Source organism: Spirosoma areae (assembly GCF_054781775.1).
This window is the reverse complement of record NZ_BAAGTT010000040.1, coordinates 200564-224607: the sequence shown is the minus strand read 5'-3', so window position 1 is coordinate 224607 and position 24044 is coordinate 200564. Positions and strand designations below refer to the sequence as shown.

The 24044-nt window shown below is 49.7% G+C and carries 21 protein-coding genes and 1 pseudogene; 13 read left to right on the top strand and 9 right to left on the bottom strand.

All coding sequences use genetic code 11. The features are described from left to right. The first annotated feature begins 24 nt into the window (after window positions 1–24). A pseudogene (locus tag ACYVI1_RS24470) lies at window positions 25–420 on the top strand (DMT family protein). Here the strand turns inward: ACYVI1_RS24470 and rfaD are convergent. Beyond that, on the bottom strand, window positions 408–1373 hold the full coding sequence (gene rfaD / locus ACYVI1_RS24465) for an ADP-glyceromanno-heptose 6-epimerase (protein WP_460913483.1): 966 nt from the start codon (window positions 1371–1373) through the stop codon (window positions 408–410). The pseudogene ACYVI1_RS24470 and the gene rfaD sit on opposite strands and share 13 nt — an antisense overlap. A 266-nt stretch (window positions 1374–1639) precedes the next feature. On the opposite strand from rfaD, the gene ACYVI1_RS24460 reads away from it, so the two are divergent. Continuing rightward, on the top strand, window positions 1640–2056 hold the full coding sequence (locus ACYVI1_RS24460; protein WP_460913482.1) for a 6-pyruvoyl trahydropterin synthase family protein: 417 nt from the start codon (window positions 1640–1642) through the stop codon (window positions 2054–2056). Window positions 2057–2108: 52 nt separating this feature from the next. Next, window positions 2109–3227, top strand: a complete 1119-nt coding sequence (gene lpxB, locus ACYVI1_RS24455) for a lipid-A-disaccharide synthase (protein WP_460913481.1) — start codon at window positions 2109–2111, stop codon at window positions 3225–3227. Between the two features lie 32 nt (window positions 3228–3259). Here lpxB and ACYVI1_RS24450 read toward each other — a convergent pair whose 3' ends face one another. The 3 genes from ACYVI1_RS24450 to hisB form a co-directional block, all read right to left on the bottom strand. Further along, window positions 3260–4225 (bottom strand): nitrilase family protein, encoded by a 966-nt coding sequence (locus ACYVI1_RS24450; protein WP_460913480.1) that lies wholly within the window; start codon window positions 4223–4225, stop codon window positions 3260–3262. Window positions 4226–4257: 32 nt separating this feature from the next. Beyond that, window positions 4258–4824, bottom strand: coding sequence for a 1-acyl-sn-glycerol-3-phosphate acyltransferase (locus ACYVI1_RS24445; RefSeq protein ID WP_460913479.1), 567 nt, complete (start codon window positions 4822–4824; stop codon window positions 4258–4260). Between the two features lie 288 nt (window positions 4825–5112). Next, window positions 5113–6261, bottom strand: coding sequence for a bifunctional histidinol-phosphatase/imidazoleglycerol-phosphate dehydratase HisB (gene hisB, locus ACYVI1_RS24440; protein ID WP_460913477.1), 1149 nt, complete (start codon window positions 6259–6261; stop codon window positions 5113–5115). A 291-nt stretch (window positions 6262–6552) separates the two neighbouring features. Here hisB and ACYVI1_RS24435 point away from each other — a divergent pair, with 291 nt between their 5' ends. From ACYVI1_RS24435 to ACYVI1_RS24405, 7 genes are all read left to right on the top strand, one after another. Further along, window positions 6553–7572 carry an NYN domain-containing protein gene (locus ACYVI1_RS24435; RefSeq protein ID WP_460913476.1) on the top strand — a complete coding sequence of 340 codons (1020 nt, stop codon included), beginning with the start codon at window positions 6553–6555 and terminating at the stop codon, window positions 7570–7572. A 2-nt stretch (window positions 7573–7574) separates the two neighbouring features. Then, window positions 7575–8873 carry an aminodeoxychorismate synthase component I gene (gene pabB, locus ACYVI1_RS24430; RefSeq protein WP_460913474.1) on the top strand — a complete coding sequence of 433 codons (1299 nt, stop codon included), beginning with the start codon at window positions 7575–7577 and terminating at the stop codon, window positions 8871–8873. 287 nt (window positions 8874–9160) lie between these two features. After that, window positions 9161–12028, top strand: a complete 2868-nt coding sequence (locus ACYVI1_RS24425; RefSeq protein ID WP_460913473.1) for a TonB-dependent receptor domain-containing protein — start codon at window positions 9161–9163, stop codon at window positions 12026–12028. Between the two features lie 75 nt (window positions 12029–12103). Then, window positions 12104–12856 (top strand): GLPGLI family protein, encoded by a 753-nt coding sequence (locus tag ACYVI1_RS24420; protein ID WP_460913472.1) that lies wholly within the window; start codon window positions 12104–12106, stop codon window positions 12854–12856. A 107-nt stretch (window positions 12857–12963) separates the two neighbouring features. Continuing rightward, window positions 12964–13581 carry a hypothetical protein gene (locus ACYVI1_RS24415; RefSeq protein WP_460913471.1) on the top strand — a complete coding sequence of 206 codons (618 nt, stop codon included), beginning with the start codon at window positions 12964–12966 and terminating at the stop codon, window positions 13579–13581. Between the two features lie 104 nt (window positions 13582–13685). Further along, the gene (locus tag ACYVI1_RS24410) at window positions 13686–14711 is read left to right on the top strand and encodes a DUF6807 domain-containing protein (protein WP_460913470.1); all 1026 of its coding nucleotides are present in this window, start codon (window positions 13686–13688) and stop codon (window positions 14709–14711) included. Between the two features lie 94 nt (window positions 14712–14805). Then, a complete protein-coding gene (locus ACYVI1_RS24405) occupies window positions 14806–16377 on the top strand; it encodes a hypothetical protein (RefSeq protein ID WP_460913469.1) in 1572 nt (523 codons plus the stop codon). Between the two features lie 82 nt (window positions 16378–16459). On the opposite strand, the gene ACYVI1_RS24400 is transcribed toward ACYVI1_RS24405, so the two are convergent. Next, window positions 16460–16855, bottom strand: coding sequence for a hypothetical protein (locus tag ACYVI1_RS24400; RefSeq protein WP_460913468.1), 396 nt, complete (start codon window positions 16853–16855; stop codon window positions 16460–16462). Window positions 16856–17074: 219 nt separating this feature from the next. Between ACYVI1_RS24400 and ACYVI1_RS24395 the strand changes: the two genes are divergently transcribed. Continuing rightward, window positions 17075–17767 carry a type 1 glutamine amidotransferase domain-containing protein gene (locus ACYVI1_RS24395; RefSeq protein ID WP_460913467.1) on the top strand — a complete coding sequence of 231 codons (693 nt, stop codon included), beginning with the start codon at window positions 17075–17077 and terminating at the stop codon, window positions 17765–17767. 63 nt (window positions 17768–17830) lie between these two features. Here the strand turns inward: ACYVI1_RS24395 and rfbC are convergent, their stop codons facing one another. After that, window positions 17831–18376 (bottom strand): dTDP-4-dehydrorhamnose 3,5-epimerase, encoded by a 546-nt coding sequence (gene rfbC, locus ACYVI1_RS24390; protein WP_460913466.1) that lies wholly within the window; start codon window positions 18374–18376, stop codon window positions 17831–17833. Window positions 18377–18485: 109 nt separating this feature from the next. On the opposite strand from rfbC, the gene pyrF reads away from it, so the two are divergent. Together pyrF and ACYVI1_RS24380 are read left to right on the top strand one after the other, a co-directional pair. Next, on the top strand, window positions 18486–19313 hold the full coding sequence (gene pyrF / locus ACYVI1_RS24385; RefSeq protein ID WP_460913465.1) for an orotidine-5'-phosphate decarboxylase: 828 nt from the start codon (window positions 18486–18488) through the stop codon (window positions 19311–19313). A 101-nt stretch (window positions 19314–19414) separates the two neighbouring features. After that, complete coding sequence (locus tag ACYVI1_RS24380) at window positions 19415–20704, top strand: DUF2851 family protein (RefSeq protein ID WP_460913464.1); 1290 nt, start codon at window positions 19415–19417, stop codon at window positions 20702–20704. A gap of 37 nt (window positions 20705–20741) precedes the next feature. Here the strand turns inward: ACYVI1_RS24380 and ACYVI1_RS24375 are convergent, their stop codons facing one another. The 3 genes from ACYVI1_RS24375 to ACYVI1_RS24365 form a co-directional block, all read right to left on the bottom strand. Next, window positions 20742–22067 carry a Gfo/Idh/MocA family protein gene (locus ACYVI1_RS24375; RefSeq protein ID WP_460913463.1) on the bottom strand — a complete coding sequence of 442 codons (1326 nt, stop codon included), beginning with the start codon at window positions 22065–22067 and terminating at the stop codon, window positions 20742–20744. A gap of 91 nt (window positions 22068–22158) precedes the next feature. Then, the gene (locus ACYVI1_RS24370) at window positions 22159–22899 is read right to left on the bottom strand and encodes a 3-keto-disaccharide hydrolase (protein ID WP_460913462.1); all 741 of its coding nucleotides are present in this window, start codon (window positions 22897–22899) and stop codon (window positions 22159–22161) included. Between the two features lie 66 nt (window positions 22900–22965). After that, window positions 22966–23892 carry a sugar phosphate isomerase/epimerase family protein gene (locus tag ACYVI1_RS24365; protein ID WP_460913461.1) on the bottom strand — a complete coding sequence of 309 codons (927 nt, stop codon included), beginning with the start codon at window positions 23890–23892 and terminating at the stop codon, window positions 22966–22968. Between the last annotated feature and the right edge of the window lie 152 nt (window positions 23893–24044).

Here is a 24044-nt window from a genome sequence, read left to right as displayed (position 1 = left end):
TGGCCTGACTTGAGCAACGAACGGATGAAAGGACTGTATTGTGTGCTGCTTCTAACGCTGTCGAACATTTTTATGACCCTGGCCTGGTATGGGCATCTTCAGGTCAAACAGTACCCGATGCTGGCTAAACTGTCGTTATTCGTAGTGATTCTGCTGAGTTGGGGACTGGCGTTTTTTGACTATATTTTTCAGGTGCCTGCCAACCGGATCGGCGCCAGTGAGACGGGTGGTCCGTTCTCGTTAGTTGAACTCAAGACGATTTAGGAAGCCGTTTCACTGGTTGTTTTTATCAGTATTACCGTGTTTGTATTCAAAACCGACAAACTGGCCTGGAACCACGTCGTTGGCTTTGTTTTTATCTTAATTGCCGTATTTTTTATTTTCAGGAGTGGTAAAACGGCCTGGGGCTACAAATACTGACCTTTGCTCAGGTAGTTTTTTACATAATCGGCAATGCCATCTTCCAATGATGAAAAGGGCCGGTCGTAGCCAATGGAACGAAGTTTGGCCATGTTTGCCTGCGTGAAATACTGGTACTTGTCGCGAATGTCGACGGGCGTATCGACAAACGACACCTGAGAGTCGAGGCCAAGGGCCTGGAAGGTGTTGTTGGCTAAATCCAGAAAGGTGCGGGCTTTTCCGCTGCCCAGATTATAAATACCAGAATTGCGCCGGTGGTGCATTAGAAACGAGCAAACCTCCATCACATCTTTCACATACACAAAGTCGCGCATTTGCTCGCCGTCGGCAAAATCGGGGTTGTGCGACCGGAATAGCTTCATGGTACCCGACTGGCAAATCTGGTTGTAGGCATGAAAAATTACCGAGGCCATGCGGCCTTTATGGTACTCATTCGGGCCATACACATTAAAGAATTTCAGGCCAGCCCAGAAAAATGGTTTCCGCTCCTGCTCCAGCGCCCATATGTCGAATTCATTTTTAGAGTCGCCATATGGATTGAGTGGTTTTAGCTGTGGAATCAGCGCTTCGTTATCGTCATAACCGAACTCGCCCAGGCCGTAGGTAGCTGCCGATGAGGCATATACGAGTGGGATCTGATAGTCGATGCAGCGGTGCCAGATCTGCTTGGAATACTCAACGTTCAGGTGTTCAAAAATCTGACGGTCAAACTCGGTTGTGTCGGTGCGGGCGCCGATGTGAAAGATAAATTCAACCTCCTGATAGTTCTGGTCGAGCCAGTCAAAAAACACGTCCCGGTCTACCCGTTCCTGAATCCGTTTTCCGGTCAGATTAGCCTCTTTATCAGGATACGAAAAGTCATCAACTGCAATGATGAAATTGAAATTTTCCTGATTCAGCTTGCTGATTAAACAGCTTCCGATAAAACCGGCGGCTCCCGTAACAATGATCATAAAGTGGTAGTCGTAGAGGTATTTAGTCGATAATTGGGTAAGGATCAGCGTGAATGAAGTGAAAGCGGCTGTAAAGATACGTGTTTTAAATTGGACAAATGAATAGCGTTTTTAGGGATTAAATTGTATTTTTCTACTAAAACCAGGGTCGTAAGAGCTGCAATAACCTAATACCTTGTTTTATCCCGGTTAAAGAGTGTGTACCTTTGTCACTTTCTTTTTATCAACCCGGCGTTTCTGGCAACCGCCCTATCTAAACCAGAATAATGGTCTATATTAATCGAATTGAACACTTTAATGCCGCGCACCGGCTCTATAATCCAGCCTGGTCGGAAGAGCGCAACAGGGAGGTTTTTGGCCCGTGTGCCAACACAAACTGGCACGGGCATAATTTTGAACTTATCGTAACCGTAAAAGGAGAACCTGATGCGGATACAGGCTTCGTCATTGATCTGAAACTGCTGGGCGACATTATCAGGCGGGAGGTAATCGAGAAGGTTGACCACAAAAACCTGAACCTCGATGTCGATTTTATGCAGGGCAAAATGGCCAGTTGCGAAATCTTCATTATGGAAATCTGGAAGATTATCGACCGTGCACTCGAACCCGTTACCGAAGCCCATCTGCATCAGCTCCGGCTCTACGAAACCCCGAAAAACTTTGTGGATTATTTCGGCGAATAACCGTAGAGATCGGTCTGCCGGTGCGGCCATCCCCTGCGTCTCTACATGAAGTATGACTTACTACCTTATTGCCGGTGAACGCTCCGGCGACCTGCATGGTGCAAACCTAATCCGGGCGATACGCCAACACGATTCGGAAGCAGCCTGCCGGGCCTATGGGGGCGAACAGATGGAAGCGGCAGGCGCTGTACTGGTGCGGCATTACCGCGAAATGGCGTTCATGGGTTTTCTGGAGGTGGTAAAAAATCTGAGTACCATTCGCCGGATTTTGCGCGAATGCCAGGCCGATTTGCTGGCTCACCGCCCCGACGTGCTGATTTTGATCGACTACGCCGGTTTCAACCTGCGGATGGCCCGTTTCGCCAAAAAAAACGGTATCCGGGTGTTCTACTACATCTCGCCGAAGGTCTGGGCCTGGAATCAGCGCCGTGCGCTGTCGATCAAGACAAACGTCGATAAACTGTTCACAATTCTTCCGTTTGAGACGGAATTTTTCGCCAAATACGACTATGGAGTTGAGTATGTAGGTAATCCACTTCTCGACGCGCTCGCCGATTTCCGGCCTGACCCCGGCTTTCGTCAGACAGTAAAATTGGATGCGCGGCCTATTGTGGCGCTGTTGCCCGGCAGTCGTCGTCAGGAGATAACGGCAATGTTACCCGTCATGCTATCTGTAACCCGGCAGTTTCCTGACTATCAGTTTGTTGTTGGAACTGTAACGAACCTTCCCGATTCGCTCTACGACAGTTTCCTGGCGGATTACCCGGCCGTAAAACGCGTTCAGGATGCGGCCTACGATTTACTTCATGTGGCAACGGCGGCTCTTGTAACGTCCGGCACGGCTACACTCGAAACGGCCCTTTTTACTATTCCGCAGGTCGTGTGTTACAAAACAACGGGCATAACCTATGCTATTGCAAAACACCTGATTGCCGTGCCGTTTATCTCGCTCGTTAACCTGATTGCTGATAACGAAGTGGTGAAAGAATTAATACAAAGTGAATTCACGCCCGAACGTGCTACGAGTGAACTAAAGGCAGTTTTACCCGGCGGTTCGCGTCGGGAAAGCCAGCTAACCGGTTATGCCCGTGTGCAACAGAAAATGGGTAAGCCGGGAGCCTCCTGGCGGGCAGGTCAGCTCATGGTGGAGGAGTTAAAGAAGAGCAGGTAAAGACAACCCCGACGATAAATCTGGATTATGTGTTAGACTGGGGGTTCGTTATCCGGGTTTAGCCAAACCACTTTTTGCTCGGGTTGGTGTTCCTGGCTCAGAATAGCCCGGTACAAATCGGGCCGTCGGGCTTTTCGGTACCGGTACCCACCGGCTTTCTGCAATTTGTCGGGCGTGCAGGTCGCCACCACAACATCATCGCCCAGTTCGCGGCACTCAGCCAGTATGTCGCCAAAGGGGTCGATTACCATTGAGCAGCCATTTTTCAACTGATCGTCATCCATACCGATTGGGTTGGCAAAGACAACGTAAATGCCATTGTCGTAAGCGCGGGACGGCAACCACTTCATTAACCAGGCCCGGCCTTTCATACCGTCGAATTCTAATCGTACTGAAGTGGGATCGCTGGCGCGATTATGCCACAAGGCCGGATCAACAAAACCAGCTCCTGGCCGGGTAGACGGCGTCAGCATCGTTACGTGAGGCATAAAAATAATGTCGGCACCCAACAAAGCCGTTGCCCGCACATTCTCGATGATATTGTTATCGTAGCAGATCAGAATGCCGCATTTCCAGCCATAAAGGTCGAAAACGACATAGTCGTTACCCGGCAGCAGGTACGGGTTAATAAATGGATGTAGTTTGCGGTATTTGGCCACCAAGCCATTTTTATCCACACAGACATAGGCTTTGAACAGTTGATTCTGGTGGTCTTTCTCAAACAAACCCGCCAGAATAACAATGTCGTGGGTGCGGGCAATTTGCGTAAGTGCCTGAATGCTATCGCCTTCGGGGATATACTCAGCCAGGTCAATCATCTGCTCTTCAGACAGGTGCCGGGCAAAGGTGTAGCCGGTAACAGAACACTCATGAAGAGCAATCACCTGAGCGCCCTGCTGAGCCGCTTTAGCCGCGAGATTGTTTATAACGCGAAGATTATAAGCTTTATCTCCGCTTGCATTTTCAAATTGAGCCGTCGCAATTTTCAGGGTTTGCATAGTGACACGACACACGAAAAAGTAGCTTTTTTTTACTCAATGACGCCTGTTTCTTCCCACCGCTTCAACCAGTCCTTTTTAACGCCCTGAACCTGCGAGAAAAACTCGTAGAAAGGCAGCATATCCTGCTCATAATTGCCGGTTATGTATAGCGGTTCGCTCAAAATAGCCAGTCGGCGGGGCCAGTCGAATCCAACCAGAATCAGGGGAACGTTGGCCTTAAGGGCGATGTAATAGAAGCCCGTTTTGAGTTTGTCAACGTTGCTACGGGTACCTTCGGGTGCAATGCAAATATGAAGCTGCTGATTCTGGTTGAAGACGTTGGCCATCGCGTCTACCAAATTAGTCGACCTGTCGCGATACACCGGCTTGCCGCCCAATGCGCGAAATAACCAGCCTGAATACCAGGTAAACAGCGAACTTTTAGCCAGGTATTGAATCCAGATATGAATAGTAGGCCGGATGCCCAGCCCAATCAGAAAATCCCAGTTGGTGGAATGTGGAGCCACAACCCAGATAGCTTTTGGCACGGTCGGGACAGGGCCAGCTACCCGCCAGCCCCACACTTTAAATAACCAACGGGTAAGGGCACTAAGCATATAGGTCGGTTTGTGGTTTGTCGTTTGTGGTTCAATGCTTCTACCCATAAACCACAAACGACAAACTTAATACTTGCGGTCTTTACGCTCTAACCAGCGGCCGGTTATGAACGCGGCAGTCAGCAGTGCAGCGTAGAACAGAAGTGTCAAAGGAGTTGATAAATCCATGTCGATATTCAGTTGAATTCAGGTGCAAAAATAACAGAGTCGTTGGAATTTAAACCTAAAAGGTCTTCAAAAGCGCTCCGCTTCGGCGGTCTGATGGCAACCCGGCTTTTAGGTTTATGCTTACAAAACGCCCTTTGTACTGGGCAGGTTGTCCAATTCGTTTATATCACGCCGAACGGCCATTTTAATAGCTTTGGCAAACGCCTTAAAAATTGCTTCGATTTTGTGGTGATCATTATCGCCTTCTACCTTGATATTCAGGTTGCAAAGGGCTGTGTCGGAGAAGGACTTAAAGAAATGAAAGAACATTTCAGTTGGCATATCACCAATTTTCTCACGCCGGAAATCGGCCTCCCACACCAGCCAGGGTCTGCCCGAAAAATCGATGCCTACCTGTGCCAGAGCCTCGTCCATCGGCAATAAAAATCCGTAGCGGCTAATACCCCGTTTGTCGCCGAGGGCACGCCGGTAGGCTTCTCCCAGCGCGAGGGCCGTGTCTTCGATGGTGTGATGCTCATCGATATGCAGGTCGCCATCGACGCGGATGGTCAAATCAGCGCCGGAATGTTTGGCTACCTGGTCGAGCATGTGGTCAAAGAAGCCTAAGCCTGTCTGTATGGTAGCCCGACCCTGTCCATCGAGGTTTAGATCAACCCGAATTTTCGTTTCTTTGGTGTTCCGCTCAACGGTTGCCGTGCGGGATGGAAGCCGCAAAAATTCGTAAATCTTATCCCAATCATCGGTTTTGAAGGCGATAACCCGCTGCATGTCATCCGTCAGGCCGTCAACGTCGGCAGTTTGTACGGTTGCCAGGCCATTGGGGGGCAGGAACAGGATGGCTTTGGCTCCCAAATTGACGGCTAACTGTACATCGGTCAGCCGGTCGCCGATAACGTAGCTGTTGGTGAGGTCATAGGCGTCGCTGAAATAGCGCGTCAGCATGCCCGTGCCAGGCTTACGGGTGGGGGCGTTGTCGCGCGGGAAATGGCGGTCAATGTGCACAGCCGCGAAGTGGACATTTTCGCCCGCAAAGGTGGCTATCATTTTTTCGTGGGCGGGCCAGAATGTTTCTTCAGGAAAAACCGCCGTACCCAGGCCATCCTGATTAGTAACCATAACTAACTCATAATCGGTTTCGCTGGCAATTTTACGCATCGCCGAAATCGCCTTCGGCATATAGTCAAGTTTGGCTAACGAGTCGACCTGCTGATCGGGTTGAGGCTCAACGATGAGCGTTCCGTCGCGGTCAACAAATAAAACTTTTTGCATAATTAGGGGAGAGAAATTCAACAAAGATACAGTCAGGACACATTGCAAACGAAAATATGCTACTTTTGCGCTGTCGTTCTTCGATAGCTGTTTTAAACGTATTTACTTGTAATCATACAGTTGTTTTAGTGTATTGTTGCTGCTACGGTTTATCGTTACAATAGAGTTAATAGCTTGTCAATCAGCTTATTCGTAGAAGTGCAATCTATACAAAATCAGCCCATACAGTAAAAAAAGGTTCTTTCGGAGTGCATTAACTAAAACATACACATACTAATTTTAGTCAGGAACATGCCAGCAGCATCAGGATTAACCCGCATCGGGGTTTTCTATGACGGTAATTATTTTTTACACGTAAGTAATTATTATAACTATTCTCACGAACGTCGCAGCCGCATCAGTATATCGGGTTTGCACGCGTTCATTCGTCGGCAGGTAGCCGAAGAGGAAGGCGTTAATGAGCGGCTTTGCCAGATTGTTGATGCCCATTATTTTCGGGGTCGGCTGAATGCCCACGAAGCTAATCAGCGGGGTAATCAATTGTTCTATGACCGCTTATTCGACGATATTCTGATGTCGGAAGGGGTAGTAACGCACTATCTGCCCGTAAAAACATATCAGGGATATCGTCAGGAAAAAGGAATTGATGTGTGGCTGGCGCTCGAAGCATTCGAGTTGGCTCAATACAAGAAATTCGATGTGGTCGTGCTGATTACATCCGATGGCGATTATGTACCCCTGATTCGGAAACTTAACACACTTGGCTCCCGAATTATGGTGCTAAGCTGGGACTTCGAATTTTTGAACGAGCAGGGAGAAAAGCAGGTGACGCGTACCTCACAGGATTTGCTGGAAGAAGTGTCGTATCCGGTTGGGATGCACGGGCTGATCGATGACCGGAGCCGCCGGAATGACATGGTTATCCAGAACCTGTTCGTGAAGCAGCCCCGCCCAACCTTCACGGCGGTGCCCAGCAATGGCAGTAGCTACAGCAATGGAAATAGTTTTGGTAGTAATGGCCTGAATGGAGAAGACAGCTATGATTCCTATCCGTCGTCTACTGAGCCAAACTACAACCTTATCGACACCGTAGATGATGATCCGGAGGGGCGAAAAATCAGCACCATCCGTAGCCTCAAAACGGGTTATGGTTTCGTGAATTTTCCGCCCAACAACCTGTTTTTTCACTATACGAGTTTAGTAGATACTGATTTTAATGAACTACAGGTCGATGACGAAGTTGAGTTTACTGTTGGCCGCAATACCGAAGGGAAAGATATTGCCGTAGATGTCCGGCTGTTGCGCGAGTAACAATGGGCATCGTTCGTGTGCCGGTCGATGACCTGAACGCCTGGCGTTTACAGGCTTTAAACTGGGCTATTAAGGAGGCACGCGAGCATGGGTTTGTGGCGTTCCTGACGAATAATGACATCGACTACCCCAATGACCCGTTTCCTAACCGATTGTTTGTCGGGGCGAAACGGGTCATTTCGTTTTCGGGCGACGACACCTTTCAAACGTTGCAGGATGCCTACCGCGAACGACCGTCGTTTCTGGTTGGGTATTTTGGCTATGACCTGAAAAACCAGGTAGAAGCCTTATCGAGCCGCAACCCAAACCGGTTAGGTTTTCCAGATGCTTATTTTGTTGAACCTGAATGGATTATTGATTTTCAACACAATAGCCTGACGATTAGGGGCGATGGGAATGCACAGGCTGTTCTGGATGAGGTTCGTGATTTTGTCACTCCAATCGGTCCGCCAGCCGGAATGCCAAAACCGGTCATCCACTGCCGTGTTACGCCCGACGAATATCAGGCCAATGTCCGCCGGATTCGGCAGCACATTTTGGCGGGCGATGTCTATGAACTGAATTACTGCATTGAGTTCTTCTCCGAAAACACTCAACTCGACCCATTGGCAACCTATCTGGCGCTAAACGAGCGGTCGCCGATGCCATTTTCGAGTTTCGTGAAACTGGGCGAACGGTATGTTATTGGTGCGTCGCCGGAGCGATTTTTGAAGAAAGCGGGCCAAACGATTCTCTCGCAGCCCATCAAAGGAACCATCCGGCGGGGCCAAACCCCGGAGGAAGATGCTCTGCTCCGCAGCCAGCTTTTGACCTCCGAAAAAGAACGGGCCGAAAACCTGATGATTGTGGATTTGGTGCGGAACGACCTCGCCCGGAGCGCCCAAACCGGCTCTGTCCGCGTTGACGAGCTATTTGGTATTTATGGGTTTCAGCAGGTGTACCAGATGACTTCGACCGTTTCTGCCACCTTACGCGACGACGTTTCCTGGGCCGGGGCAATCCGCAACGCCTTTCCGATGGGTAGCATGACCGGTGCGCCAAAAATTCGGGCCATGCAACTTATTGACGAGCTGGAGGTGAGTCGGCGGGGCGTGTATTCGGGCGCATTTGGGTATGTGACACCCAGTGGCAATTTCGACTTCAGCGTCATCATCCGAACGTTACTCTACAATGCCGCCAGCCGCTATGCGTCGTTTTCGGTGGGAAGCGCAATTACCTACGATGCCAATCCCGAACAGGAATGGGAGGAGTGCCTGCTCAAAGCGAAGGCGATTCGGGAGGTGCTGGAGAAGGGTTGGTAGTAGAGACGCAAAATATTGCGTCTCCCATGCATCAGCAAAACCATCCGGTCAGGAGACGCAAAGGATTGCGTATCTACATAGTTTATGGAATTTCCTCGTTTTTCTACTCTTATCTGGTAACGCAAAGCAACGTTTAAGCCTGGAAATGGCTCATTATAAGCTGAATCGACCGTTTGCTCAATTAACTACTATAAATTTAGTTAAAATTCGTTAACGGAATAACCAGGTTGCCCTTATCCGATTTAGCTTTGCCCCAATCCTTTTAATACTCCGTTCCCTGTTCACGTATGAAAAACCTTTTCCTGCTGGCCGTGCTCTGTCTGCTCCCGGCTGCACTCTACGCCCAAAGTCCAGTTAGCCCGTCCAGATTTACGTTGCAGGGGCGCGCCGTCGATACAGCCGCAGCTCCGTTGGCCTCTTCGACCGTCATGCTGCTCAGCGCCAAAGATTCATCACTCGTGAACTTCACCCGAACGGGCGACAACGGCAGTTTCTCCTTCAAAAATCTCAAAACCGGCAACTACGTCCTGAAGATTTCATTCGTGGGCTACATTCCCTATAACCAGGTTATCGGCCCCGCTACCGAGGCTGTCGTTGACCTGGGTGCGCTGAAACTGAAACCCATTACCAGAGAACTCATGGAGGTTGTGGTCAGGACGGCGAAGGCGCCACTGACCATCAAAGGCGACACGATCGAGTACAATGCCAGTTCGTTTAAAGTGCCGCCCGGCTCAACGGTTGAGGACTTGCTGCGTAAACTGCCCGGCGTGCAGATCGACCAGGATGGGAACATACGGGCGCAGGGGCAGGAGGTGAAAAAAGTAACCGTCGATGGCAAGAGTTTTTTTGGGGATGACCCCAAATTAGCTACCAAAAACCTTCAGGCCGAAGCAATCTCGAAAGTGCAGGTATACAACGACAAAACCGAGCAGGCGAAACTGACCGGTGTGGAGGATGGTAAGAAAGAGAAAACCGTTAACCTCGAACTAAAAGAGGAGTTCAAGAAAGGTGGTTTTGGGAAGGTCACTGCTGGGGCTGGACCAGCCTCGAACAACATAGCGGCCCGCACCGAAATCAAAGGGAACTACAATAAGTTTGACTCGAAACGCCAGTTCTCCATCATTGGCTTAGGCAACAACACCAACCAGCAGGGCCTCTCGTTCAACGATTATCAGGATTTCCGGGGGAGCAACTCCTTCAACTGGAATGATAATGCCGATTTTGGCTTTAGCGGCAGTGGCCGGGGTTTTTATGTTGGTGATGACGACGAAACCCTGGGTATTCCAGTAGGTGGGGGCAACGGCCGGGGCTTTTCGACGAACGCTGCGGGGGGCGCCAATTACAACTACGACACCAAGAAAACCAAACTCAGCACCAGCTACTACTACAACCAGACCCGGCTGGAACTGAATGCCCTGCGAAATCGCAAAAATTTCCTGCAAAACAGTTCCTTTCGGACGGCCGATACCAGCAGTCAGGTGAATTTTAATGGAAATCACCGGGTCAGTATTCGGTTCGAAAAGCAACTCGATTCACTCAATACGCTAATATTTATCAACAACAGTCGCCTGAATAACGGCAACTCCACGCTGAATACGAATCAGAGTTTATACCGAAACGGGGGGACGCCACCCATCGAAAATCTATCGACACGCAACACCACCGGTAACATTACGGACGCCCGGCAGTTTGGGTCAGCCAATTCGCTTATCTATCGGTTGAAGTTCAAGAAAAAAAGCCGGTCATTTGCCGCCAGTGCATCGTATCAAATCAATACCAGCGATGGTGATTTGGAACTGCGGTCGCGGAGTGATTTTTTTGGGGCAATCAGTGCGAACGAGCAACTCCGGCTGATTCGGCAGGATCAGGCAACGAACAGTTTGCGGAACGAGTACAAAGCCAGTTTGCTCTACGTAGAGCCATTTGCCAAGAAGTTTTTCTGGGAAACGTTCTACAATTTTAGTCTTCGGTACGACGAAGTAGACCGCAATGTACTGAATGTAGGCGACGCCGGTCAGGTGCTGAGCCTCAATGACTCACTGAGTCGGTATTATAAAAACAACTACCTGTTCAATCGGCTGGGCAGCAGCGTTCGGTATTCCTACAAAGGGCTTAACATATCGGCGGGGCTGGCCGGGCAGCAGTTTGCCATTGACGGTCGATACGCGGCTGACCAGACATCGGCGAAGTTTGAGACCATTAACCGGACATTCACCACCATAGTGCCGAACGTGTCGTTGAATTACGACATGAAGAACAACCGGTATTTGTATAGTGGGTATGATGTAAACGTGCGAATTCCGTCGTCAAGAGATTTACAGCCCATTATTAACAACAGCAACCCGCTGTTTATCAACAAAGGAAATCCCAATCTGCTGCCTGAACTGCGCCATAATCTGAACGTCGGTTTTTATTATTTCAACCCCGGCAGTTTCATTAATGTCGGCGCAAATGTGTACGGCACGTATTTCGTAAATCAGATTGTGTATAGCCAGGAAATTGACCAGCAGACGCTCGTTACGACCACTACGCCGGAGAACCTGACGGGCGGCAAGAACCTCGGCTCCTACCTGAATTTTGGCTTTCCGCTCAAGAAAACAAAGGCAACGATGAACCTGAATTCACAATTGAATTTTGGCAGCAACCTGACTAATGTCAACCGGGTTTTGAATCAGACGAACAACGAGAATTATAACGTTGGCACCCGGCTCGATTTGACGCCAACCGAATGGCTTACGTTCTATGCCGGGGCGAACATTGGCCGCACCAACACCCGATATTCAATTAATACGGCTCAGAATCAAACACTTATTAATAATAATTTCAACGGCGACCTGACGCTGAAATTACCGGCGGGCATTTACGTGAATACAAGTATGAATTACCGAATCAATAAAAACGACAGGTTCGGTTTCGATCAGCGGATTCCGATCTGGAACGCATCGGCTTTTTATATTCTGGGAAAGGCCAAAAAAGCCGAAATTCGGTTGTCGGGGTTCGACTTGCTGAACCGCAACATTCAGATATCGCAGTATGCCGGACAGAACTACGTGCAGGATGAACGGGTGCAAACCCTGGCCCGGTATTTTATGCTTAGCTTTACCTATAACATGCGCGGGGTTCAGGCCAAAATGCGCCGGGATGGAGGATTTTAATTGTTCCAGCCGCCAAGTTCCAGGTTATCCGATGGAACGTTGGAGGTGGAACTTAATAGCTGCACTAAAAAACTCATGAAAACACTACTGACACTTGTTGCTGGATGCCTGCTTTTAGTTAGCTCGGCGTTGGCCCAAAAAACCGAGGGCGTCGTTAATTACACCCGCAAAACCTACTGGACCAAAATCATTGCGCGAATGACCTATCTGAGTCAGGAGCAAAAAGACCGGGCGGCTCAGACCTGGAAAAATGATGATGAGTTCAAGGAAAAAATGAAACTTACCTTTTCTGAAAACGAGAGCCTCTACACCTACGCCAGTGAGCAGGGCGAAACTGAGGATGGCAGCTACTCGTGGCGCAATTCGGAACTGAAACTGTATCGAAACTTTGAACAGGACAAAAAAACCGACATTGTTGAAATGCTCGGCAAAACCTACATTGTTGAGGATTCACTCCACACGCCAAACTGGAAAATAGGCAATCAGATTAAAGACGTAGCAGGTTATATCTGCATGAAGGCCGAATCGGAAGACCCCATCAAAAAACAGAAAATTACGGCCTGGTTCGCGCAGGATTTGCCCGTGCCTGCCGGCCCCGAACGCTACAACGGATTGCCGGGCGTTATTCTGGAACTGAGCCTGAACGATGGCGACGTCGTGATTGAAGCCACAAGTGTGGCCCTTAAAAAACTCACCCCCGACGACCTGAAACTGCCTAAACTGAAAGGCAAAAAAATTAATGATGCCGCCTATGACGCGCTGCTTCGCCAGCACATTGCCCAAAGTATGACTGCACACCGAAACCCATACTGGGCGGTTAGGTATTGATAATTCGTCGTACTTTCGCAGTAGCAAACAACGAACGCCCACCATCTGGTTAAACCAAACTGGCTGACGGCTGTCGAACGTTTATACGAAAAGAAGCACGATCAACTATGAAAAAAGCAATTGTTCTACTTCTGATTGCCCTGCCCTTGCTCTTTAGCCGGTGTAGTGTTAATCAGCAAATTTCGCAGGCAAAGGCCTTAGGCAACTGCAAGTACACCATCGCATCAGCCGACAGCGTATTTCTGGCGGGTACCGATATTCGCCAGTTTCGGAAACTCGAGGACCTGAACCCGGCCCGGTTTCCCCGGCTGGCGGCTGGTCTGCTCACGCGCAATGTGCCTTTAGATGCCCGCATAAACCTTGACATCACGAATCCAACCAATAAACTGGCGGGCATTAATCAACTTGAGTATCGGATTCTGCTGGCCGGGCAGGAGTTGTTTAACGGGTTTCTCAATCAGCGAATTGAAGTGCAGCCGGGTGGCGGAAAAACCCGCGTACCGGTCCGGTTAAATGCCAACGCCTATCAACTGATAACCGATCCAAAAACGCGCGATGCCTTCACCGAGTTAGTGCAAAATCTGTCGGGAAATGATAACTCGAAACCCTCGAAGCTGACAATTAAAATTAAACCGACTCTGTCGCTGGGAAATAAATCCATTAATTATCCCGGCTATATCACCATCGATCAGGACGTGTCGAACAAGATTCTGCTGGGCAATTAAGCCAAACCATATCAGTAGCATTTCACTCGCCCCGGCTTTTTAAAGTCGGGGCAATTTTTTTGTTGTCCATGCTAAAACCTACTTTGTATGTTAGCCACTAACTGATGCGCCAGTTCTTGATGTTTTTCCTGTTTTCGACCGTAGTTCTGTCGGGTCGTGCCCAAACCAATCGGATTCAACTTACCCATAACGAAGCCCGGAAGCGCGTTGATGTAACGGTAGATGGCAAGCCCTTCACAGCCTATATCTATCCGGGGCCAACCGTCCTGAAGAAGCCTGTGTTGTACCCTATTCGGTCGGCGGGCGGGAATCTGATCACGCGGGGCTGGCCACTCGACCCCCGTCCGGGCGAACGCATCGACCACCCGCACCACGTGGGTATGTGGTTTAATTACGGCGATGTAAATGGGCATGACTTCTGGAATAACTCCACTGAAATCGGACCGGAACACAAGGGTCCATTTGGGACAATTGTACATACCGGTGTGAGGTCGATGAAACCCGGAAATGGACAGGCCGATTTGGTCGTAACCGCCGACTGGCTCGATAAAGACGGGCAGATAATGCTCCAGGAAACAACGACATACCAGTTTCAGGCTGGCGCTGGTAAGCGAGTCATTGACCGCGTAACGGTGCTGAAAGCGGCTGCGAAAGACGTTGTGTTTACCGATAATAAGGAGGGCATGATTGCCTTACGCATGGCCCGTGAACTTGAACAGCCCTCTACAAAACCCGAAGTATTCACCGATGCACAGGGCGTAGCGACCAAAGTGCCTGCCATGAACAATGCGGGTGTAACCGGGCTTTATCGGAGTAGCGAAGGCGTAGAGGGCGATGCCGTGTGGAGTACACGCGCCCCCTGGGTAAAACTGACCGGAACGATTGGGAATGAAGCGCTATCAGTCGTTTTGATGGATAATCCAAAAAACGTTGGCTATCCAACCTACTGGCATGCAAGGGGATACGGCCTGTTTGCGGCCAATCCATTAGGGCCTTCTGTCTTTACGAATGGCAAAGCGCCTGCTCTGAATTATACCCTGGCCGCCGGGCAGTCAGTTACGTTTCAGTATCGGTTGTTAATTCAATCGGGTGCAGTATCGGATACTGCGCTCAACCAGTTGATTAAATGATAAAAAAATTATAATCGGTAACTTGAAGGGCGTAGGCGTTTGGCATGTTATTTGTGACGGGGGGTAACTGGTACACCAAATTGTACTGGTTTATATGACCCACTTCCCTATCTGTGCTACTAAACGCTGGCATATTGCGCTTCTGGTTGTCTGGATGCAGATTCCAGCACCGTTATTTGCTCAACTCCGTTACCCCTCCAGTGGTAAGGGCGCTACACCATCTTCCCTCCGGCAGGGCGATGGCCTTCAGACCATTGAGAACAGCCAGATACGCGTAGGAATCAATACAAACTATGGTGGCGCTATCACCTACCTGGCCTTTCTGAACAATCAGGGCGGCAAAGTGACGACCAGCAATATGGTCAACAACCCCGATCTGGGTCGGCAGATACAGATTGCGCTTTATAGCGGCCCCGCAGATTACTCAAAAAATGGCGACCCAGGCTGGGCCGGGCTGGGCTGGAATCCGATTCAGGCAGGCGATACATACCGTAACCCATCGGAGGTAGTTACCTTCAAAAAAGAGTCGAATCTGCTGTATGTAAAAACAATTCCGAAGCAGTTTGCGATAAACAACGAACCTGGCCAGGCCACCATTGAGCACTGGATTCGATTAGAGGGTAATGTGGTTAAGGTACATGCCCGGATAGCTTTATTTCGGTCCGATAAAACGCAGTATGAGGCTCGCCAGCAGGAGTTTCCCTGCATGTATCTCAATGGCGACTACCATAATATGTGGTACTACTCGGATCGTTCGCCTTATACGAAGGGCAACCTCACACAGTCGCGCATACAGCCCCCGGCAACAACCATATTTGGGGATGTCTTACCCACCGAACCGTGGATGGCTTCTACGAATGATAACGGCTATGGGGTTGGCCTGTACGTGCCGGGTAATTATGAATGGAAACGAGGCTACTTCGGCGCCGATTTGGGCGGGGATGAGAACAGCGTCGTGGCCTCCTATGTTGCCGCCACCAACCGGGTCATATTGGATCATAACATCGTTCATGAGTGGGACTATGAACTGATTGTTGGGCATTTAGATGGAATTCGTTCGTATGTGTATGCCCAGCCGCGTTCATCGCCTGGCCCAAACTTTCGGTTCGATACATCGCGCAAAGGCTGGTATTATCAGAAAGCACATGACACCGGCTGGCCCATTGCCGGAAAACTGCATGTCAACCTGTTCGACCCAGGCGGCAATAATAGCCGCATCACCTCGCCCCATGTGTTCTGGAAAGGGCGCAGTAACCCATTCCTTTATCTGCGGGCGGCCTTTCAAACTCAGCACAATAAATTCCGGTTGAAATGGCGCCGGAGTGAAGATGTAACCATATACGGCACCGCCGACCGATACGCTGACTTTCCAATTATTAACGACGGCCAGTTCCACACGTATAAGATTGATTTAAGTGGCGACGATGACTGGCTGGAACAGAATATTGGGCAGCTTGAATTCAGTACTATCCCCGACGGGCCAGCCATTAATGGCTGGACGGAATTTGAGTGGCTCGCTACCAGCGACAAGGGACCCGGTGACGAACCCAGCACGCCTATTGTCGAGGTGCCTAAAGACCCCGTTGTGGAAGTGCCCTGCGAACCGGGCTGTGAGCCTATCCGTAGTAAGAAAACACGCTACATTGTATCAAATCGTAAGCGATAGTTTGTCCCTTACACGAAGCTGAAGTAAGCAATTTCGACAGTGTTGTCTGCCGACACACCATTTTAGCCTGCTCTGACAGGTGTTAATTTAAATGTACTAAGGCCGAGCGATAGACGCGTGCTTCGAGGGATTCTACCCAGGAGCGGAGCCTGTTGTTTTCGTTCGCAGCCCGGCCGAGTTCACTGTCAATCTGACGAAGTAGAAAAAATAGCTGATGAACATGCTGCCATTGGTTAGCCAGGTCATTGGCATTTTTGGCGCTGCGGCTCTGTTGGCGGGCCTCCTGCGTTAACTGCCGTAAACTCATCTTTAGGTGATAACGCAGGATTATTAACCGGCTTGCCATTGGCAACTCCGTTGGATTACGCTCCAGGTGCGAAATACTTTTAGCCAGCATATTATTCCGTTGCTGAAGCTGGTCTGACACAATCATCCAGGCATGTTCGGCCTGTAATGATTCATAAGTGGCAATTTTCATAGCGGTAGGTACAATACGGTTTATGAACAAATATACTACTATCACCAATTATTCAATTGGCAAAATCCTAATTTTGTAAAATAATAGTCTGCAAAATGGTGCAATTTCCAATTATTTGATTAGTTCGCGTTGATTTGGTTTAACGTGCCGCCCGAAAATTCAGCGTTTGAAGTTTGGGATTAAACATCGAACTTCAAACGTCGAACGTAACCCCTGCTTATGGACCCCACCTACCGCGTCCTTATTGTGTGCACAAACCATACGGATTACCCAACCAAGTCTCATAAAACCGGTTTGTGGTTAAGTGAAGCTACCCATTTCTACGATGAACTGGCCGACCGGAAACTGCCTTACGACATTGCCAGCCCGAAGGGAGGCCCGGTACCTATTGACGAAAAAAGCATTGACCGACGCGATACCATCAACGAAAAATGGTATAACGAGTCAACGTTTCGCGAAAAATTAGAAAATTCGCTGAAGCTCGATGATGTAAATCCGGATAATTACCAGATCATTTATTTTACCGGGGGACATGGCACCATGTGGGACTTTCCGGCCAATCCGGTAATGCAACGCATTACCCGGCAGATTTACGAGAATGGCGGTATGGTGTCTGCCGTTTGCCACGGCGTTAGCGCATTGCTCAACGTTACCCTGTCGGATGGCTCCTCATTGATTGCCAACCGGCAGATAACCGGCTTCTCGAATATGGAAGAGAAACTCGTTCGACTTGATGAGGAGGTGCCTTTTTTGCTGGAAGATTCGCTCCGGGAGCGAAATGCACTCTATAGCAAAAGCTTGATCCCTTTTCTGCCTTATATTGAAGTAGACGAGCGGTTAGTAACTGGGCAGAATCCGCTCTCGGCGCGCAAAGTGGCGCGCAAAGTAATTGAAGAGATGTATGAGAAGTAAGAAGTAATGAATACTAATTTTCCTCGTGAGTTTCATTATTCATTTTACATTATTCATTAATTTTTATACGACAGCCTGCGGAAAAACGTCCCGTAGTAACTTAAGCTCCTGGTCTTTTTCGGAGACGATTGGATTGAAGACACCCCAGTCTATATTCAGGTCGGGATCATTCCAGAGGATGCCTGACTCGGCCGCTTTGTTGTAGACATTCGTGCATTTATAACTGAATATGCTGTCTTCCAGGGCCACAAAGCCATGAGCAAACCCCTCTGGTATATAGGCCATGTTAGCGAGCCGGGCATCCAGCAAAAACGTTTCGTACTGGCCGTATGTGGGCGAATCAGGGCGCAAATCAACGGCAACATCCAGCACTTGTCCACTAATTACGCGTACTAATTTCCCCTGGGCAAATGGTTCGTTTTGCATGTGCAGCCCCCGAAGAACGCCTTTTGTTGAAAAAGACTGGTTGTCCTGAACAAACTCCATTGACAAGCCTAAGGCGGCAAACAGCGGTTTGTTATAGGTTTCAAAAAAATGACCGCGTTCATCTTCGAATACACGAGGGATCAACTCAATAAGACCGTCAATGGCCGTTTGCCGAACTTGCATGGTGCAAAATATTACGTAAGGGAGGCTCTCCCGGCCCAAATTTATGAAACCCACCCAGTAAGTTGTACTTTTGGACAGAAACTTTTTAGCCTGAGTTTCACTGTTGAGCATGACTTATTCCGAATTAAGCGCCCAAATTTTTCAGAAACAATCGTATTTGTGTGTTGGCTTAGATACTGATCCCCGTAAACTGCCGGCTCATTTATTAACTGACTCCGACCCAGTTTTCGCGTTCAATAAAGCCATTATTGATGCTACCGCCGACCTTGCCGTAGCTTACAAACCCAACATCGCTTTCTATGAAGCCCAGGGGCCGCGTGGTTGGGAGAGTTTGCAAAAAACACTCGACTATATGCCAGCGGACTGCTTCACGATTGCCGATGCCAAACGGGGTGATATTGGTAACACATCCGATTTATATGCCCGAACGTTTTTCGACACAACAGCCGCCGGAATGTCGTTCGATTCGGTCACGGTTGCGCCTTATATGGGCCGCGATTCAGTCCTGCCATTTCTTGCTTATACCGATAAATGGGTTATTCTCTTAGCGCTTACATCGAATTCCGGAAGTGCTGATTTTCAACGGCTACAGGTCAATGATCAGGCACTTTTCGAGCAGGTAATTCAAACCGCCCAAACCTGGGCCGGGCCTGATCAGTTGATGTTTGTTGTGGGCGCAACCCAGGCTGATGAGTTAAGCCGAATCAGAGAACTGGCTCCCGATACGTTTTTGCTGGTGCCGGGGGTAGGCACGCAGGGAGGGAGTTTGGCCGACGTTTCCCGCCGGGGCTTAACGGCCGCTGGCGGATTGCTGGTCAATGCATCCAGAAGCATCCTGTACGCGTCGAATGGACTTGATTTCGCCGACCGCGCCAGGTCAGAAGCCAAAGCCCTACAGACTGAAATGGCTGGCTATCTAATGAAGCAGCTAAGATGAACCATTAAAAAATAAGCGGTCTATCCACAAAGCTACTTGATATTATACGTATGGTTGCTGATAATTGTACATTATTCAGTATTCATTTTACATTACCATTCGTGCCCGAAGCTTTTCTGTATTTTATTTGGCAATACCAGTATTTCAAAACGAAAGATCTGAGCACTACCGACGGCGAAACGGTGCAGGTGTTACAGCCTGGTTTTCGGAATCACGACGCCGGGCCGGATTTTACGAACGCCCGCCTGCTTATAAACGGGGTCGAATGGGTAGGCACTGTTGAAATGCACACCCGCACATCAGACTGGCTGGCCCATCGCCACCAACATGACCGGGCTTACGACAATGTTATTCTGCACGTCGTTTGGCAGGATGACCGCCCTGCCAGTGGTCGCCGGGTCGACCGGGCCAACGGAACGCCCTTGCCTACGCTCGAACTAAGCCCCCTGGCTGACGCCGATCTACTAAACCGGTATTATAGGCTGCATGAATCAGCGGATAGTATTCCATGTGCCGGGCAATTCCGGTCGGTGTCGCCGTTGCGGGTCACATCCATGCTCGATAAGGCCATGCTGCAACGACTGGAGCGAAAGGCATCGGCTGCTATGGCGGTATTCGAACAAACCGGGGGCGACTGGGAAGAAACAACCTATCGACTGCTGGCGATGACGATGGGCTTCAAGGTCAACACCGAGCCAATGGCCCAACTTAGTCGGGCAGTCCCCTTAAAAGCAATTCTGAAACACCGCGACGTACTTCTACAGGTCGAAGCGATGCTATTTGGGGCGGCTGGTTTAGTAGACGTTGAGGAGTCAGATGACTACGTAGCTGTTCTTCAGCGGGAGTATACGTTTCTGGCCGCTAAGTATGCACTGGCCGACAAACAGGTGGCCGCTCATGCCTGGAAGTGGGGCCGGTTGCGGCCTGCCAACTTCCCTACGCTACGACTGGCTCAACTGGCGCGATTGGTGACGCACCATCCCAGTTTATTTTCGCTCTTTGTTGGTACGAATGACGTCGGAACACTACTGAAATCACTGCAACTATCACCATCCGGCTATTGGCAATCACATTATCGGTTTGGTAAAGAAGCCGACAAAACCGTTCCGGCCTTAGGACCCGACTCGGCCTCAACAATCGTAATCAATACGGGTGTACCGCTGCTGGCTGCCTATGCTCAGCATCGTGGGCAACCCGCCTACATCGACCGGGCTATCCGTTTGCTGGAGCAATTGCCAGCCGAAAAAAACCGCCTGACCGAACGCTGGGACACCCTCGGACTGGGTATTCATACAGCGTTCGATTCACAGGCGGCAATTGAACTCTACAACGAATTTTGCTCTGTAAAAAAATGCCTTAGTTGCCAGATTGGTGCAGGACTTTTAAAATAATGATGAATGTAAAAAATAGTACAATTCATCATTTATCTTAGCTCATTACCACATCCTGCTTGGTCGAATCCCAGGTGACGCGCTTGCCAGTATGCAGAGCCATGGTGGCCATGATGTTGGCAACCGAGTGGTTGAAACCGACGCGGGCGGGGGCGTTCGGCTCTTTCCGGCTACGAACGCACTCCATCCAGTTAAGCATGTGCAGAGAAGTCATTGGATCACCACCGGTGTTGGCGCTCGTCTCCATTTTGGCCGATTCGCCCAGCGACATGGTCGGCAACAGATTCGCCTGCATGTTCATTTCTTTGGCGTATTTTGCCTCCAATCCTCCCTCTGGTGAGATTTTATTCGTATCGAGGTTAATCATGCCGCCGTTTGAGTAGTAATACTCTTTTACCCCGCCAGCTTCGTTATTCATCCGGGAAGCATACAGCACCTGAAACCCTTTGGTTTTGTCGTTATCCGGGCCGTAGTCGAATACCGCCGTAAACGTATCGGCATTCACGCGGCCATCTTTCCAGCTATAAACGCCCCCATTTGCCACAACACTGCGGGGATGATCCAGGCCACTGAACCAGTGAACGGTATCAATTTGGTGCGACATCCACTGCCCCGGAATGCCCGACGAATACGGATAAAACAACCGAAATTCTAAATACTTACGGGGGTCCCAGGCTACTTTAGGCCGGTTAAGTTGATAGCGGTCCCAGTCGGTGTCCTCTTTGCGGATTTCGGAGACGAGTTTAGGCCGACGCCAGCGACCGGGCTGGTTCACATTCCAGGTCATTTCGACCATCGTAATATCACCAAATTTGCCTGACCGGATAAAGTCATTAGCCTGGTGATAGTTGGGTGCTGACCGGCGCTGTGAACCCACCTGCACAATCTTTTTCGACTTTTCAACGGCCTTAAGCGCTTTACGGGCATCGTCTAAGGATTCGGCAAAGGGTTTTTCGCAATACACGTCCCGGCCCGACTCCACCGCATCGGCGCAGTGCAGCGCGTGCTGGAAATCGGCGGTGCTGATAATAACGGCGTCGACGTCTTTGCGTTCCAGGAGTTCGTCGTTGTTGCGGGCTTTGAAAAACGCACTGTCGTTCCAGCCTTTCCCTTTCAGATACTGTTCGGCTTCGTCGCGACGACGGCTCCAGATGTCGGACACACCCACAAAGGCAAAATTCTGGCCCTTAGCGTGTTCGGCAAAGGCGGGCGCCAGCGACTGCCGGAAGCGGTCGGAGAAACCGATGATACCAACCCGAACGCGCTCGTTTGCCCCAATGATGCGGGCATAGCTACTGGCCGAAAAACTCATGCCAAGACCAGCCAATGCCGATTTTTTTATAAACTCACGACGGTTTTCCATATGTTTAAAATTTAAGTTTGAAATGAGTGCTTTTGTCATTCGGGCGACCCGGCTTCGGTGGACCAACAAAAACACTTCCTGTTTACCGTAGTTAAAGTGCCTTGATTTTTATGTTTCGAAACGATACCCGGTTGCCATGATCCTGTAACAGGATGTGTCCCTTTGGCGCTTCACCAAACCGACCGTTGGCGTTGTAGTCCGGGGCTTTGTATTTACTCATAGCCACAAACTCCCGGAATTTCTCGCTGCCCCGTTCATACTCGACCACTTTTTTACCGTTGAGCCAGTGTTCAACGTGTTTCCCCTTCGAGATAACGCGGCCCGTGTTCCACTCCCCAATCGGATTGGCTTTCTTGCCACTTGCCGGAATCAGGTCATATAACGAACCAACGGTACGGTTGCCATTGCGCCCCAGTTTTGCATCGGGATGCTTGTCGTCGTCTAACACCTGAAACTCCAGGCCAAACGCCGAACCTTTTGGTTTTGGGCTTTGCTCGGCTACAAAGTATTTCAGGCCGCTATTGGCTCCTTCGGTCAGCTTGAAATCGAACATCAGATCGAAATCGCTATATTCTTCTGTTGTCACGATGTCGCCGAAGTTTGCCGACTCTTTGCCATCTGACTGCTGAATAGTCAGCAAACCATCAGCTACATTCCACCCTTTTTCGGGAAATTTGTCTTTGTAAGCTCCTCGCCAGCCGTTGGTAGTTTTCCCATCAAAGAGCAGTTTCCAGCCGTCTTTCTTTTCTTTGGCGGTCAGTGTGTTAGGCGTCTGCGGGTTGTCAAAAGCCAGCAGACTTAGCAACAGACCAGTTAGAATTAATTGTTTCATAATTTCAACGAGTGAAAGGGTGAACGAGCGAAAGCCACCCGGCAACACTCGTTCACTCTTTCGCTTTTATAAGGGATGATTTAAAATTTTCGTGATGTATTCTTTATTAATTTGGGCGCACTGGGCGGCTGTTTTGTCTTTTTCAGGCACGCCATCCAGTTCAACGATGCCCCAGCCTTTGAAGTTTATTTCTTCTAAAGCCTTAAAAACAGCCGGAACGTTAACATTTCCCCGGCCCAGCTCAACGAATTTGTAGGCTTTGGGGTCGTTCGGTTTGTCGGGCAGGGGCGACATGGTATCCTTTAAGTGCAGGGCATGGATGATGTCTTTGTATTGCTTTACGGCCTTTTCGGGTTGGCCGCCACCTTGTTTATAGTGGGCAATGTCAAGTTCCAGTTTCATGTATTTCGGGTTCATGGCCTGCACAATCACGTCTACCTCTTCGGGAGTTTCGCCGAGTTGGTGCATGTGATTATGATACGTTGCCTGAACACCCATGTCTGCCGTTTGCTTCCCGATTTCGTTCATGACCATAGCCAGCCGTTTAAGCTCATCGGTTGTCGGGAGCCGGTCTTTGGGCCGCGCTGAGTTGGTTAACTGGATAGCCGAACCGCCAAGAGCTTTCACAAAACTGGCATGAGCCACGTGCATATCGATGGTACTCTGCTCTTTAGTCGGGTCGATGTCCACATTACCGCTCGAGAACATGGCGAGCGTCAGGTGGTTCTGCTCGAGCAGAGTTTTCAGTTCGGAGGGTTTCGCTTTATACGGCCCAAAGGCGTTAGCCCGGAGTTGAATGCCCCGGTAACCGAGAGCCGCCAAATCGGTGATGGCCTGAACATCGTTGCCCCCCCACGTAATGGCTGAATAGGCAATTTTTAGCCCGACAGGTTTCGCCGTTACAGCAAATAACCGGTGCGTACCAGCCACTAACGACAGGGCCGATAGGCCCGCCGTTGTGAGAAACTGTCGTCTGTTCGCAGTCTCCTGCATAATTTTAGGGGTATAGGAATAATCAGTACAGGTATAGGCTTACTGATCGTGAAACGAATCGGTTACAGTTCGGAAACTAAGAGAAGAAGAGCAAATAGATACCGTTCTACTGATAAAAACATACGGAACGGCCAGGGTCTCCAGCCGTTCTG